Raw genomic sequence first — 14,169 nt, forward strand, 5'->3', positions numbered from 1 at the left:
GTCTTGTATCCCGCGGCGAGCGCCGCGGCGTACACGAACGGCTTGAACGCCGACCCTGGCTGCCGTTTCGCATAGAACGCGCGGTTGAACCCACCGCGCTGCGTGCGACGCCCCGGCACGAGCGCGCGGATGTCGCCGTTCGTCGGATCCATCGAGACCAGTGCGCCCTGCACCTGGTCCGGTACATGGCCGTACGTGTCGCGCGTCTCGGCCGTGATCGACGCGAAGTGCTTGATCATGGTCCGGTCCGCGGCGCGCTGCAGCGTGACGTCCAACGTGGTGTAAACGTTGACGTCGCCTTCCTTGAGCACGTCGGGGAGCACCGAATCTACCAGCGCGCGAACAGCATCGAGCGCGCTCGCTTCCTGCGTGATCGACGGACGCCATTCGTTCTCCGCGATCCGCAACGGCGTCTTTTCCGCCATCTCTGCTTGCGGTCTCGTGATGTACCCTTGGTCGGCCATCAGCGTGAGCACGACGTTTCGGCGTTGCACGGCCCGCGTCGGATTCCGCCGCGGCGTGTACGACGACGGCGCTTTCGGCAGGCCGGCGAGCAACGCACCCTCAGGCAGCGTGAGATTGCTCGCGTCCTTGCCGAACAAATCTTTGCTCGCCGCCTCGATGCCGTTCACCCCGTTGCCGAGGTAGATGACGTTGAGGTAGTGCTCGAGGATCTGGTCCTTCGTCAGCTCCGCTTCGAGTAGCCGCGAGATGCGAAGCTCGACGAGCTTTCGACGCAGCGAGCGGCCGTGATAGCGATCCTGCAGGAAGCTGTTGTGCGCCACCTGCATCGTGATCGTGCTGAAGCCCTGACGAATTCCGCCGGCGCTGAAGTTCCGCGCGACGGCGCGAAGCACACCATGCCAATCGAGGCCGTTGTGCTCGTAGAAGCGACGGTCTTCGGTGGCGACGAACGCGTTGCGCACGTTCTGCGGCACCGAGGAGAGCGGCACGTTCACGCGCCGCACGTTCTCGAGATGGCCGAGGAGTCTGCCGTCGCGGTCGTAGACATTGCCGCCTTCGCTCGGATGGAAGGCGCGGATGTCGGCGCGGCTGGGGCAGCCGTAAAAGCCGCAGGTCGCCAGCCACGAGTCGAATGCGATCACACCGGCGCAGGCCAAAAACAGCAGGCTCAGCCAGGGCCAGTGAAGCCGTGAGACAGCCGAGGAATTACTCGGGTCGCGGCGCAGGCGTTGCTTCAATCGCGCGAGCCAAGTCACAGCGGTATGAGGGGCAGGTGGGTGATGGAGGGCATGCTACTATAGATATGGTACGCCTGTCCCATACGCATGTTTCCGGCCTGAGCGCCGGCGGGCCAAATCGGCGCTCCTCGCCCTACAACTCAACGCAAAATCAAGTTATGTCGTCGTCGGTCCAAGGTTCCGTGATGCTGGCAGCATTTGTGGCACTGGCCTGCATTGGTGGCAGCCACGAGGCGCAAGTCTCCAAGGCTACTCATGCGGACACCGCCAGCGGAACTCTCGCGGCGAGCGCCGGCCCGGTTGACTCGGCGAAACTGCCGTCCAATCACGCGGGGCGAATCCCGGTCCTCGAGTATCATGTGATCGAGGGCACAAAAAACAGTCTGTATACGCGCACACCCGAGAGCTTCAAGGCCGATTTAGAGGATGTGTACAAGCGCGGCTACCGGCCGATCACCATCGCCCAGCTGCTCGACAAGGACTTCTCGGACGTGCCGGCCGGGATGTCGCCGGTAGTGTTCGTTTTCGATGACGCGTCGCCGTCCCAGTTCCGGTACATCCAGGGCGTCGACGGCAAGCTGACGATCGACCCGACGAGCGGCGTCGGCATCTGGCTCGACTTCGCCAAGACGCACCCCGGCTGGAAAAACCGCGGGACCTTTTGTGTGCTCAACGGCGCTTCCGCCGGCCACAATTTCTTTGGCGATAGTCCAAAGTTCGAGGGACAAAAGAAAGAGTGGCGCTTTCAAAAACTGAAATGGCTCGCCGACAACGGATTCGAGCTCTGCGACCACACCGTGTGGCACGCGATGCTGAACAAGTACAGCGACGCCGTCGTTCAGCAGCAGATCGGCGCCAACGCCGTGGCGATCGACTCCGCCGTTCCCGGCTACAAGGTTCGCACGATGGCGCTGCCGTACGGGATCTGGCCGAAGAACAAGCAGCTCGCGTGGGAAGGCACGTGGACCGACCCCAAAACCAAGCAGACGCACAACTACAAGTTCGACGCGGTGCTCGAGGTCGCGGGCGGTCCCACCAAGAGCCCGTTCGACCCCGCGTTCAACCCGCACTCGATCACGCGCGTGCAGGCCGTGGGGAACGACATCCACAAAGTGCTCGACCAGCTCGACGCCGCGAAATCGCGTTTTGTGAAATAGCGCGGTAGGATTACGGGCGTCGGTTCTGATCGACGCCCCGCCGTCCTATACCCACCGGTCTTGCTTTCGTCCAAGCAGTGGACGCTCGTCGCGTCCATCCTCGCGTCGAGCCTGACGTTCATCGACGGCACCGCCGTCAACGTCGCGCTCCCCGCCCTCCAGGCGAACCTCGGCGCGACGATCACCGACGTGCAGTGGGTGATCGAGGCGTACACGCTGCTCTACGGCTCGCTCATCCTCGTCGGCGGATCGCTCGGCGACCAACTCGGGCGCAAGCGGGTCTTTCTCGTCGGCGTCTATCTCTTTTCGTTCGCGTCGGTCCTCTGTGGCATCGCGCCGAACCCCAAGCTCCTCATCGCCGCGCGTGCGTTCCAGGGAGTCGGCGCCGCGCTCTTGGCGCCCGGTAGTCTCGCCCTCGTGAGCGCCGCGTTCGACGACAAGGAGCGGGGCAGAGCGATCGGTACTTGGTCGGGCGTGAGCGCCGTGACGACCGCCATCGGCCCCGTGCTCGGCGGATGGTTGATCGAACATTGGAGCTGGCGCGCCGTCTTCTTTCTCAACGTGCCGCTTGCCGTGATCGTCGTCTGGCTCTCGGCGCTTCACGTCGACGAATCGCGCGATCCGGAGCGCGAAGGCGCGCTCGATTGGCTCGGCGCGGCACTCACCGTCATCGGACTGAGTGGACTCGTCTACGGACTCCTCGCCTGGCCCGCGGTCGGGGGCGGACACGTTCTCACGAGCGGCACGATCGCGATCGGCGTGTTCGCGCTCGTCGCCTTTGTTCTCGTCGAGCACCGCGTGAAGAATCCGATGCTCCCCCTTGGCCTCTTCAAGAATCGCACGTTCTCGCTCACGAATGTGCTCACGTTCATGCTCTACGGCGCGCTCTCGTCGATGCTGTTCGCCGTGCCGCTGATGATGATCCAGGTCGGGGGCTTCACCGCGACGCAAACCGGCGCGTCGCTGCTCCCGTTCACCATCATTCTCTTCCTGATGTCGCGATGGGCCGGTGGCCTCGTCGACCGCATCGGCCACCGCATTCCGCTCACCGTTGGTCCCGGAGTCGCAGCCGTCGGACTCGCGCTCTTCAGCATTCTCTCCGGCGATTCCTACTGGATCGCGTACTTCACGCCGATGGTGGTGCTGGCAATCGGCATGGGCATCACCGTCGCGCCGCTCACGACGACGGTGATGACCGCCGCCGGCCGCACCCACGCCGGCGTCGCCTCCGGCGTGAACAACGCCGTCGCGCGCATCGGCGGCCTCGTCGCGATCGCGGTGCTCGCCGTGATCCTCTCCCGCTCCTTCGAATCGCGCGTCACGCCGAGGCTCGCGTCTCTCTCACTGTCGCCGGCTGCGCGCGCCGAGGTTCAGCGCGAGCTGCCGAAGATGGCCGGCATGAAGCTCGACTCGCTGACTTCCGTGGCGCCCGCGGAGCGTGAGCAAATTCGCGGCGCCGTCGACTCTTCGTTCGTCGGCGCTTATCGCGTCGTGATGCTATTGGTCGGCTCGCTGGCGTTGGCCGCCGCGCTGATCGGGCTCATGATTGCTTAGCCGACGGGCATGTGTCCGCGTATCAATTGTTGATGCCCGCTTCGTCGACATACACTTGAACGCTCCGATCGCGTTCGGCCATCCTCGAGTCCGCACCATCCGGGTCGACAATCGTGTACGCACGCATCCCGACGATCGACCCGAGAATTGGCGCAACCCAATAGAGCCAGTGCGCGGTCCACGCGCCGCCGACGATCGCGGGGCCGAGGGATCGAGCAGGGTTGAAGCTCCCCCCGGTGAGCGGACCGGTCACGAGAGCGCCCGCGAAAATCGTCGCGCCAATCGCGAACGGAACCACGCTCGGCGCCACTCGTGGGCTGGTGACGCCCATGATGACGAAGCCGAGGAGCGCGGTGTATCCGGCTTCGACGACGAATGCGCGCGACGTGGGGATCGCGGGAACCGTCGCGCCAAAGTTGCCAACGGGACCCAGGATCCACACGAGCAGCGCCGATGCAGCGGTGGCGCCAAGGCATTGAGCGATTACATAGGCCGGAACATCGCGGCTCGGAAAACGGCGCACGGACCAGAGTCCAAGCGTGACGGCGGGATTGATGTGCGCGCCGCCGACGTGGCCGGTCGCGGCGACGACGAGCGTCACCGCAAGCCCGAACGCGAGCGCCATGCCCGGTCTTCCAAACGCGTGCGTCGACGCCGAGACCATCACCGCGCCCGGCCCGAGCGCAACGAGAATGAACGTGCCGATGAACTCGGCGGCGTAGCGGCGCATCGTCGGCGCGAGACTCATCTCGCCGCAGGCACCTTGCCCCCGCATCGCAGATACTCGGCGAAATCGCCCGGCAGATCGCTCTTCTGAATCGCGTCCATCGCGGTATCGATGTCGTATTCGACGCGCGCGAACTCGACCTCGATGCCGCCCCTCACGGAAACGTCCAGAACGACGACGCCGGCGCGCCAGTCGCCGTCCTTGGGCCGGCCGACGCTCCCGGTGTTCACGAAGTGGATTCCTTCGACGACGCGATGCCACGAAACGTGGGTGTGACCGAATGCGATCAAATCACCGGGTCGGGCGCCCGCTGCTTCTGCCATTTTCGCGCAGAATGAATCGGGGCGGTCTTGGGTCCAATACGTCACGTTGTTGAGCGGCGTGCCGTGCACCAGAGTGATCGTCGGGCCAGTGACGTGCCCGCCCAAAGCCCGCACATCCATTCGAAACGGCAGCGCGCCGAGGAACGCTTTCGTATCCGGAGACACGTGCGCTCGCGTCCACGCGTAGCTCACGTGCGACAACTCTTCCTGCCGAGGATCCTCGTATCGGCAGCCGCAGTGCTTGTAGTCCGTCGCGACCGTCGAGTCGTAGTTGCCGGAGATCCCCGCAATGTTCGCGTCACGAAGCCGCGCAACGACTTCATTCGGCCACGGCGCATAGCCGACCAGATCGCCCAGATGATAGGTCGCGTCGACGCCTCTCCGCGCGATATCGGCGAGGACGGCGTCGAGCGCCGGCAGATTCGCGTGAATGTCGGAGATCAGCGCAAGGCGCATCAGCAACAGCGCCGCATCATCACCGTCGCCGTGTCCGGGCACGCTGATTTGAATTCTACGGTCTCGGCCACTGCCGCCGGCACGGCCTTTCTCTCGACCCGCTCGAAGCCGAAGCGCGGGAAGTAGCGCTCGGCGGTGAGCGTCAGCAGGTAGAGCGCGTTGAGTCCACGCGCCTCCGCGTCCGACACGACCCGTGAGACGAGCTCGTTGCCCACGCCTCGGCTCCGCCACTCCGGCCGAACCGCCACCGAACGCAGGAGCGCGTTCTCGCCGCACGCCTCGAGTCCGGCGACACCGACGATGGGATGTCTTTGCCCGCTCGCTTCAGCGACGTAGAAGCTCGCGGCGTCTTTCGCCATCATGTCCGCCACGCCGGCCGTCGGCAGAGACGACTCCGTGAGCAGACGCTCAATGCCTGGTAGATCGTCGATCGTCGACCGCCGGATCGACGCGACGCCTTCGTCAGTCAGTTTCACCTTTCACCTCGCTGCGTTCATGTGCAGCAGTCGGAAGAACAGCCGCAATCGCGCGTTGCCGGGTCCTTGCCGAGCTGCGACAGCGCCAACTTCGGCTTCACCGGTCGCGCGCCGGGCTTCGTCGCCCGAATGAACCCGCTCATGACCTTCCCCTCGACCTGCTCGGCCAACGCGACGTCGACGCCGGTTCCGGTGAGGAGGGCGACTGCGTCGTCTCGCGAATAGACGCGCGTCGGCTCTACGCTCGCGTCGTGGAACCCGACGGCGCCGAGCAGCTCGATGAATTCGTTTTCCTCGAGTGCACCGGCGACGCAACCGGTCCACAGGGGCATGCTCGCCTTCACTTCTTCAGGGAGGCCGCCTCGCACGACGATGTCGCTCACGGCAAAGCGTCCGCCGGGCTTCAACACGCGGAACGCCTCGGCGAGCACCTTACGCTTGTCGCCCGAGAGGTTGATCACGCAATTCGAGATGATTACGTCGACCGTGTTCGAGGGTAGCGGGATCGACTCGATGTGTCCCTTGAGGAACTCCACGTTCGTCGCGCCGGCCTTCTCCTTGTTCTCCAGCGCCAACGCGAGCATCTCGTCCGTCATGTCGAGGCCGTATGCCTTGCCCGTCGGTCCGACTCGCCGCGCCGAGAGCAGCACGTCGATTCCACCCCCCGATCCGAGGTCGAGCACCGTTTCACCTTCGTTCAGCTCGGCGAGCGCCGTCGGATTCCCGCAGCCGAGCGATGCCAACAACGCCGCGGCGGGAAGCCCGGCCGTCTGGCCGGCCTCGTAGAGGTCCGCGGTGATCGGATCCCACGTCTCATTGGTCGATCCGCAGCACCCGCTCGACTCGCCGCAGCACGACGCATCGGTCGCCCCGTCGGCGACTCGCTGCGCAATCGCTCCGTATCGCTCACGCACGTTCTCCCGCACCCCGTCGATGGTCATCGTATTCCTCTTCTTGATATCATCAAAATCGGTTGATATGTCGGACAAAAAAAAGGACATCAGTCACACGCGGCCCCTCGCACCGGTAACGCTCGCCGCGACGGCTTGAGCGAACCAATGGCGTCCGCAAGCTCGTCCCACGCATCGGAGTCGATCGCGTAATAAACCCAGCGTCCTTCCTTGCGATCGGTGATGAGCCCGGCGTCCTTGAGCACCTTTAGATGGAACGACAGCCGCGACTGCGCCGCGCGGAGCTCGTCCTGCAACTCGCACACGCAGCACTCACCGTCGCGCAGCATCTCGACGATCTCGAGACGCGTGTTGTCCGACAGCGCGTGACAGAGGCGGGCGGTTTTCTGGAGCTCGGCGGTGGCGGCCATGGTTGAAACATATCAACAGTTTTTGATGCGACAAGCCCACGGCCGATCTACTAAGCTGATAGTTGACAAGCCGGGATTCTAACCGTATTATCTACTACGACCATAGTAGAGGCCAGGCATGGACGACGACTTCGTACTCGGCGACCGCGAGCTGGACGTCATGGGAGTCCTTTGGGACTTGGGATCGGGAACGGTCTCGGAGGTCCGCGCCAAGCTCCCCGCCGACCTCGCCTACACCACCGTCCTCACGATCCTCCGCAACCTCGAGGCGAAGGAGCTCGTGACGCACACGGCTGAAGGCAAAGCGCACCGTTACGTGGCGAAGGTGGCGCGCACGGCAGCTCGCAGAAACGCGCTCAGCCGAGTGCTCGACAAGCTCTTTCACGGCTCGCCTGAGCAGCTCGTCGCGCAGCTCGTCGAAGACGAGTCGCTCTCGGCGGCGGACCTCAAGCGTCTTCGCGCCCTGCTCGCGCCGCGCGGGAAGAAGAAGGGAGGATCCAAGTCATGATCGCCTCTTGGATGCTGTACACCGCGCTCGTCGGCGTGTTGGTGACGCTGGCCGCGATTGGACTCGACCGCGTGGCCATCACGCGCGCGCGCCCGGTGCGCATGATCTGGTTCTCGGCGCTGCTCCTGTCGATCGCCTTGCCGATTGGCCGGGCGGCCATCCAGCTCGCGCCGAAACCCGTCGCGCCGGTGCAGGTGATTCCGTTCACGATCACCGTGCAGTCGCCGGCCATGCGGACGCGCGCCAGCGTGTGGAACCGCGAGAACGTGGACCGCGCGTTCATGTACGGGTGGTTCGCGCTGAGCGCGCTCCTGCTTTTCCGTTTGACGCGTTCAATGTTGACGCTGCGGCGCACACGCGGCACGTGGAGCTCGACCGACGTCGATGGAACGTCCGTTCGTCTCTCGAAGAACGTCGGCCCGGCGGTGATCGGCCTGCGATCGATGGACGTCGTGATCCCCGAGTGGATTCTCTCACTCGATGCGCCGCTCCGCGCGATCGTGCTGCGCCACGAAGAAGAACACCGCAGCGCGCGCGATCCGTATCTGCTCTTCGCCGCCGCCCTCGGCGTGGCGCTCATGCCGTGGAACCTCGCGCTCTGGATTCAAGCGCGGCGGCTCCGTCTCGCCATCGAGCTCGATTGCGATGCGCGCGTTCTTCGCGCGCATCCGTCCACCGAGCGCTATGGAATGCTGATGCTCACGATCGCACAGCGGCGCTCGGTCGGACCGACACTCTTCTCGCCGATGCTCACCGAACCAACGACCTTACTCGAACGGAGGATCCTCGCCATGCGTCCCGCAACTCGACGTCTCGCGCGAGTGACGATCTACGGCGGCAGCGCGCTCGCCGTCGCGGCACTCGTCTTCGCCTGCTCGCTCCAGTCCGACACGACCGGCCCGACGAGCCCCAGAGGCAAGCCGATTCCCGTGACCGACAACCAAGATTTCTTGGAGTACCAGGTCGAGAAGCCGGCGGAGCTTTTGCCGGGGAATCCCAGCCCGGAATATCCTCCGCTGCTGCGCAACGAACAGATCGAAGGAAAGCTCGTCACGCGCTTCGTCGTGGACACGACCGGCCGAGCGATGATGCCGACGTTCCAAGTGCTCAACCGGACCGACGAACGGTTCATCCCCAGCGTTCGCGCAGCCATCCCCAATCTCCGGTTCTCGCCGGCCCAGGTTGGCGGCAAACCCGTGAAGCAGGTCGTGGAAATGCCATTCGAGTTCAACCTCAATCATGACGGTCCCGGCGGATCAAATGGCTCTGTGGGATTTGCGGTGACGCATCCCGAGTTGGGAAAGGTCGAGGCTGACCTTGTGCGCGGGGGTGAACGCCGAGGAACCGTGCGGACGACGCGAGACGGTTCCGACGCAATCCGAACCAAGACCGTTCTTGATGGGGTTCGCAAGGAGGAGATGACCCTCCCCAAAGGTGTCTACTTCGAGTACCAGGTCGAGCAACCCGTCTCACCGGCCAACAACCAGTCACCGCGGTACCCCGACGCGATGCGCGAGTCGAAGACGCCTGGCGAAGTCCTGGCGCAATTCATCGTCGACGAAAATGGTTCCATCGATTCGACGAGCTTCCGAATCCTGCGTGCCACGAACGAAGATTTCGCGAAGGAGGTCCGCATGGCGATTCGGAACTACCGGTTCAACCCGGCTCTCGTCGGCGGGAAGCCCGTGAGACAGTTTGTGCAGATGCCGTTTCAGTTCAATCTCAAGAAATGAGATCCTCGCGGTAGGAAAGCTCCGGTGAGCCTGGGCAGTTGACGGCAGCGACTTTTTATTGAACGGCCTCGGGGAGCCACCAAGCGCTCGAAGCTCCCCGAGGTCGTTCCAATCAAAAGCAGTCCATCTGCGAACCTCTGCGTCCTCTGCGTCTCTGCGCTGAGCAGTTTGCGTTTGCGTTCATCGTTTCTTCCTCGCGCCACTAAGCCGCTTTTCGAACCAGTGATGCGCATACGGCTCGTCGTTGAACGGCTCGATCTCGACGTATCCCGCCTGGCGATACATGGCAATCGCCTCCTTGAGCGTACGATTCGTCTCTAGACGCACCGCCTTCGCGCCGGCCGCTCTCGCCTGATTCTCGAGCGCATCGAGAAGGCGTTTGCCGAGTCCGAGCCCGCGCGACTCCTTCGCGATCCACATGCGCTTGAACTCGGCCGGCAGCTTTCCCTTGAATTTGACGGCGCCGCACCCCACCGGGCGGCCTCGCACGCGTGCGACCACGAACGCGCCGCTCGGGCGCGTGAACACGCGGGTGTCGGCGTAGAGGCTGCGCGCCGGATCGAAGCCGACGTCGAAACGCTCGTTCAACTCGGCGAAGTACTGCGACAGACACCATCGCGACGTCGCCGTCCGCGGATCCTCGACGTCGAACCGGACCATCGACGCTTGCAGCAGCCGCTCGATCTCCGACATTGCCGACAAGAACGTCTCGCGTTGCTTCTCGCCGAGCGGCTCGAGCATTCGATGGGCGACGACGTCGGATCGCTTGTCGAGCTCGCGGCGCTCGGCGAGCCCGCGCTTGGTGAGCATCGCGCGCCGAACTCTCGCGTCGCCGTCGTTGATACGGACGGTCACCAGTCCCTGCCGCTCGAGCAGTCGCAGAAGCCTGCTGACGTACCCAGAGTCGAGCCCGAGCCGCCCGCGCAGGTCCCGCACGTCGGCGCCGCCGGGGCCGATCTCCCAGAGCAGGCGCGCCTCGCCGAGCGGACGCGATCGTCCGAGAAAATGATCCTCGAGCGCGCCGATGCGCTCGGCGACGACGCGGTTGAAGCGGCGGACTTGGTCGATGGCGGCGTCGGCCATGATCTCTGACCTCGGTCAGAGATCATGCAGGTGCCGGCGGTCGTGCGCAAGAGGGGCGAGCCCTCCCTACTTCTTGCGAACCGGGCCCTTCTCCCGCCGATCCTCATCAGCAACATCGACCGCGAACGGGAACATCATCGCATGTCGAACGGCCGGATACGCCTTGTCCCAGCCGCGCGCGTCGTGCCAGAGAATCCGGTTGAGCTGCTCGGCCGGTGCTTCGTCCGGACTGTCGAGCATCATTCGAGACGAAGCCACGGCCGCCGAGCGTCGCTCCTTCGAGAACCGGCCTTGGATCGACGCCGGCTTCGGGTTCTCGGCGAGCAACGAGATCTGCGGCGCGAGCGCCGTGTATGCGGCGAGGTCGGGTTTCTCGCCGGGGGCGATGAAGCTGGCGCGCATGTCGGTCGCGACGAGGTCGAAGATCGACATCGACGGTAAGCCGAGCATCAGCTCGATCGTTTTTACCATACTTGGCTGCGTGTACATCGTCGAATCAACCGTTCCACGTTTTGTGTATGGTGAGATGGCGAGTGCGACTGTGCGATGGCCGTCGATGTGGTCCACGCCGTCCTGCGCGTCGTCCTCGACGACGAAGATCGCCATGTCTTTCCAGAACGACGATTTGCTCAAGCCTTCGACGATTTTGCCGAGCGCGTAGTCGTTGTCGGCGACGCAGGCGCGTGGGACGCACCAGCCGGCCGACGTTCCTTCCGTGTGGTCGTTCGGCAGGATGATCATCGTGAGATTGGGCATTGCCTTCGCCTTTTCCCAATCGCCCAAGTGCGCGAGGATGTCGCCGGCCTTCACGACGTCGGGCACTTCCTGCGTCCAACCCGGATACTCGCGCACGAGTGCGCGATCGAGCGACGGAATGTCGGAGTGTGTGTTGTAGCGCGCCTCGAGCATTTTGCGATGGAGCGCGAAGTCGTTCGGGTGCTCGTTGTACTTCGCGAACATCGCGCGGCGCACCGAATCTCTAGAATTTGCGATTGACGGTGCGTATTCGCCGAACACGGTTACAGACAGCCGTTTTGCCTGCGCCGCCTCCCAGAGGAATCCGCCCGACGAGTACGTGAGCGCGTCGATCCCTTCCGATGGGTAGCTTCGTCCGAAATAGAGGGGCCACATCGGGTACTCGGTCTCGTTTGCCTGCGTCACCCACTGATGACCGTCGGCCGAATTGCCGCCGTTGACGAAGAAGTGGTCGAGCGTCACGAACTCCCGCGATAGCGCGTGTGCGTTCGGCGTTACGTCTTTGCCGTACATGACGAGGGAGGAGTCGTGCGACCCCATCTCGTGGTCGCCGAGCACCTGGTCGTACGTGCGATTCTCGCGGACGATGAAGACCACGTGCTTGACGAGCGAGGAGTCTCCCGGGATCTGCGGCACCGCGCGCGCCGCCGGTACGCTGATCATCTCCGGCGGCAGGATTCCGCCGATCGTCGCGAGCGCCAACTTGTCGTTCTCCGACACGGCGGTCGTGTACGCGACGAGCTCCGCGTCGGTCGGCACGGGGATGACGTTCACCGAGCCACGCGTCGCGAACACGTAGCGCGACGTCTTCTGGTGCAGCGTGCCCGTGCCCGCGCCGGGCCCGAAGAGTGAGCCGACAGCGATGTACTTCCCGTCCGGACTCACGTCGATGCTCGACGGGTACCACGACGTCGGCACGAGTCCCTTGAGCGTCGGCGTGGCGCCCACATCGTAGACGGCGACCGCGTTCACGCCGCCGAGTGTCACGTAGAGAGTCGCGTTGTCGGGTGAGAGGGCGAGCGCTGTGGGCGCCAGCCCCGGCTTTCTATCACGGAAGGGAGCGATCGCGATGTTGCCGGCGACAGTGTTGCGGCGCGTGTCGACGATGGTGATCGAGTCGGAGTTGCCGGCGGCGACATAGAGCTTCGCGCTCGATTCGTCCCAGGCGAGCGCGGTGGGGTGGCGTCCGACGGTGATGTCGGTGACTGCTCCAGTTGCGAGGTCGACCCGCGCGACGCTTCCCGGCTCGGCGATGCCGCGTGCGTCGATGCGGACGGCTTCAGCGCGCGGCTCGTCGGTCTGCATCGCGGCGCGCTGGCCCGGCTTCGGCTTGGGTCCACCGAGAATGGAGACGTAGGCAACGCGCGAGTCGGCGGAGATGACGGCCGCGACGGGTTCGACGCCGAGCGCGATTTTGCGAATGAGAGATCCGGCATCGGCGTCGATGACGGCGAGCGAATCGTTGGCGGGCAGCGGGAGGACGGCGAGGCGCTTGCCGTTGGGACCGGGTCTCAGCGCGACGGCGGGTGCTCCTACCATATAGTCGCCGAGGGCGCCGGAGTTGGCGGCGGCGGCGACCGAGTCGCCGGACTCGTTGCCGTCGAAGATCTGGAGCTGCGCGACTGCCGGATTTCGTCGCGCGTTCGGTCCGGTGGTGGCGCCAATGCGGCCGACCGAGGACGAGAGGACGCGGTGGGTGACGGGGTCGATGGCGAGCGCGTAGATGCCAGGGCGTCCGTCGACGCGGGCGCGCGAGATGACTCGATTGTCCCGCCACGCGACGTGTTGGATGGAGCCGGGCACGGCGACGACGATGTCTTGCGACGAGGCGCCGAATCGGACGCCGGCGACTTTGCCGGTGAAGACGGATTGGACGCCGGCGGGGGTGATGCGTTGGCCGGTGGCGATCACGCCCGGGTCGATGATTTGGCGCGCGGGGGTCTGCGCGGGGGCTTGGAGGAAGGCGGTGAGGAGAAGGACGGCGGACATGTTGAATCGGCTTGGCGCCTTGGCGTGCACGGGAGGGATGGCGGCGAACGGATTTTCAACGTATCAGCGGCCGGCGGGGGCCGCACGCCCCGCCTCTGTCGACGGGCCGCCTTGGACGAACACGTTACCCGTCGCCCGGTCGCGGTCGCTAACCGACGGGTTTGGGCCGGCTGACGCCATAAACGCAGCCATGACAGCAGCGGACTAGTCCCGAGTTTGATGACGAAATAGCCGCTTGACCTTATGCCACATGCTATCGTCTGCGGCGGTACGCCTGACCGTGAGGCCTCCAGTTCCAGTCGCATCTCTGCGGGAGCCAAATCGCTGCTCTAACAACCGCTTATCTCGCACTCGGGCCGCCGCAATTTCTCTCTTTGTCCAAGCGGCCGCCCATACAACCTGATCTTCTTCGATCCAGTAGTGCGATCGGCATGGGAGCCCCCAGTTACCGATAGATGGCCAGAGACTTATCGTGTCGCCGTCAAATGTGAGCTGCCAGTCGGCGGGGCTAATCGGTGTGGCGACCTCGACTCCGCAGCCGCAGCAACAGAGGTGCATCGCCACCTTGAATGGTATGCTGACGTAAAGCTTGCCCTCTTCCACCTTCTCCGGTACGTACTCGACGAACTCGTGGGCGAGGCTGGTGCGGCGAGTCATGAAAAGTCGTTGTTGATGAGGTCATTCTCGCTGAGGGTATAGACCGTGAAGTGCTCATTGCGATTCGCCGCGTAGAACCCGCGCAGCTTCTTCCACTTGATCACAGCCAGAGCTGCGTTCAACGCGTTTAACTCCGCGATCTGAATATTGCCGTCATAATCGTCGAACTCGTCGGCGGCCGCGAACGAGATGCGATTGGGGATGTGGTCGCGCTTTGCACTGGTAAC

The 14,169-nt window shown here is 64.5% G+C and carries 13 protein-coding genes; 4 read left to right on the forward strand and 9 right to left on the reverse strand.

The features are described 5' to 3' along the window. The coding region (locus VGQ44_14440; GenBank protein ID HEV8448025.1) for a transglycosylase domain-containing protein at positions 1 to 1,106 on the reverse strand (1,106 nt) is incomplete at its 3' end. 281 nt (positions 1,107 to 1,387) lie between these two features. On the opposite strand from VGQ44_14440, the gene VGQ44_14445 reads away from it, so the two are divergent. Further along, positions 1,388 to 2,359, forward strand: coding sequence for a polysaccharide deacetylase family protein (locus VGQ44_14445; protein HEV8448026.1), 972 nt, complete (start codon positions 1,388 to 1,390; stop codon positions 2,357 to 2,359). 60 nt (positions 2,360 to 2,419) lie between these two features. Further along, positions 2,420 to 3,913, forward strand: coding sequence for an MFS transporter (locus tag VGQ44_14450; protein HEV8448027.1), 1,494 nt, complete (start codon positions 2,420 to 2,422; stop codon positions 3,911 to 3,913). A 22-nt stretch (positions 3,914 to 3,935) separates the two neighbouring features. Here VGQ44_14450 and VGQ44_14455 read toward each other — a convergent pair whose 3' ends face one another. Genes VGQ44_14455 through VGQ44_14475 form a run of 5 tightly spaced genes read right to left on the reverse strand, consistent with a single transcriptional unit; the run spans position 3,936 to position 7,216 of the window. After that, a complete protein-coding gene (locus VGQ44_14455) occupies positions 3,936 to 4,661 on the reverse strand; it encodes an aquaporin (protein ID HEV8448028.1) in 726 nt (241 codons plus the stop codon). After that, positions 4,658 to 5,461, reverse strand: a complete 804-nt coding sequence (locus tag VGQ44_14460; protein HEV8448029.1) for a metallophosphoesterase family protein — start codon at positions 5,459 to 5,461, stop codon at positions 4,658 to 4,660. The genes VGQ44_14455 and VGQ44_14460 overlap by 4 nt, the downstream gene beginning before the upstream one ends. After that, the gene (gene arsN2, locus VGQ44_14465) at positions 5,419 to 5,895 is read right to left on the reverse strand and encodes an arsenic resistance N-acetyltransferase ArsN2 (GenBank protein ID HEV8448030.1); all 477 of its coding nucleotides are present in this window, start codon (positions 5,893 to 5,895) and stop codon (positions 5,419 to 5,421) included. Before arsN2 ends, VGQ44_14460 begins: the two co-directional genes overlap by 43 nt. Positions 5,896 to 5,912: 17 nt before the next feature. Next, positions 5,913 to 6,836 (reverse strand): arsenite methyltransferase, encoded by a 924-nt coding sequence (locus VGQ44_14470; GenBank protein ID HEV8448031.1) that lies wholly within the window; start codon positions 6,834 to 6,836, stop codon positions 5,913 to 5,915. A gap of 59 nt (positions 6,837 to 6,895) precedes the next feature. After that, on the reverse strand, positions 6,896 to 7,216 hold the full coding sequence (locus VGQ44_14475; GenBank protein HEV8448032.1) for a metalloregulator ArsR/SmtB family transcription factor: 321 nt from the start codon (positions 7,214 to 7,216) through the stop codon (positions 6,896 to 6,898). Positions 7,217 to 7,334: 118 nt separating this feature from the next. On the opposite strand from VGQ44_14475, the gene VGQ44_14480 reads away from it, so the two are divergent. Together VGQ44_14480 and VGQ44_14485 are read left to right on the forward strand one after the other, a co-directional pair. After that, complete coding sequence (locus VGQ44_14480) at positions 7,335 to 7,724, forward strand: BlaI/MecI/CopY family transcriptional regulator (protein ID HEV8448033.1); 390 nt, start codon at positions 7,335 to 7,337, stop codon at positions 7,722 to 7,724. Further along, entirely contained in the window at positions 7,721 to 9,457 is a 1,737-nt protein-coding gene (locus VGQ44_14485) for a M56 family metallopeptidase (protein HEV8448034.1), read from the forward strand. Before VGQ44_14480 ends, VGQ44_14485 begins: the two co-directional genes overlap by 4 nt. Before the next feature lie 180 nt (positions 9,458 to 9,637). Here the strand turns inward: VGQ44_14485 and VGQ44_14490 are convergent, their stop codons facing one another. From VGQ44_14490 to VGQ44_14500, 3 genes are all read right to left on the reverse strand, one after another. Continuing rightward, positions 9,638 to 10,540 carry a helix-turn-helix domain-containing GNAT family N-acetyltransferase gene (locus VGQ44_14490; GenBank protein HEV8448035.1) on the reverse strand — a complete coding sequence of 301 codons (903 nt, stop codon included), beginning with the start codon at positions 10,538 to 10,540 and terminating at the stop codon, positions 9,638 to 9,640. Positions 10,541 to 10,606: 66 nt separating this feature from the next. Continuing rightward, on the reverse strand, positions 10,607 to 13,285 hold the full coding sequence (locus VGQ44_14495; GenBank protein ID HEV8448036.1) for a bifunctional YncE family protein/alkaline phosphatase family protein: 2,679 nt from the start codon (positions 13,283 to 13,285) through the stop codon (positions 10,607 to 10,609). Positions 13,286 to 13,938: 653 nt separating this feature from the next. Next, on the reverse strand, positions 13,939 to 14,169 hold a 231-nt coding region (locus VGQ44_14500), incomplete at its 5' end, for a hypothetical protein (GenBank protein ID HEV8448037.1).

It is taken from the genome of Gemmatimonadaceae bacterium (genome assembly GCA_036003045.1).
In the GTDB taxonomy this organism is placed as follows: Bacteria; Gemmatimonadota; Gemmatimonadetes; order Gemmatimonadales; family Gemmatimonadaceae; genus JAQBQB01.

Bases quoted from the DNA above. Each gene is read 5' to 3' on its own strand.
- VGQ44_14445 (HEV8448026.1), top strand. From the start codon at position 1,388: ATGCTGGCAGCATTTGTGGCACTGGCCTGCATTGGTGGCAGCCACGAG.
- VGQ44_14455 (HEV8448028.1), bottom strand. From the start codon at position 4,661: ATGAGTCTCGCGCCGACGATGCGCCGCTACGCCGCCGAGTTCATCGGC.
- VGQ44_14470 (HEV8448031.1), bottom strand. From the start codon at position 6,836: ATGACCATCGACGGGGTGCGGGAGAACGTGCGTGAGCGATACGGAGCG.
- VGQ44_14475 (HEV8448032.1), bottom strand. From the start codon at position 7,216: ATGGCCGCCACCGCCGAGCTCCAGAAAACCGCCCGCCTCTGTCACGCG.
- VGQ44_14480 (HEV8448033.1), top strand. From the start codon at position 7,335: ATGGACGACGACTTCGTACTCGGCGACCGCGAGCTGGACGTCATGGGA.
- VGQ44_14485 (HEV8448034.1), top strand. From the start codon at position 7,721: ATGATCGCCTCTTGGATGCTGTACACCGCGCTCGTCGGCGTGTTGGTG.
- VGQ44_14490 (HEV8448035.1), bottom strand. From the start codon at position 10,540: ATGGCCGACGCCGCCATCGACCAAGTCCGCCGCTTCAACCGCGTCGTC.
- VGQ44_14495 (HEV8448036.1), bottom strand. From the start codon at position 13,285: ATGTCCGCCGTCCTTCTCCTCACCGCCTTCCTCCAAGCCCCCGCGCAG.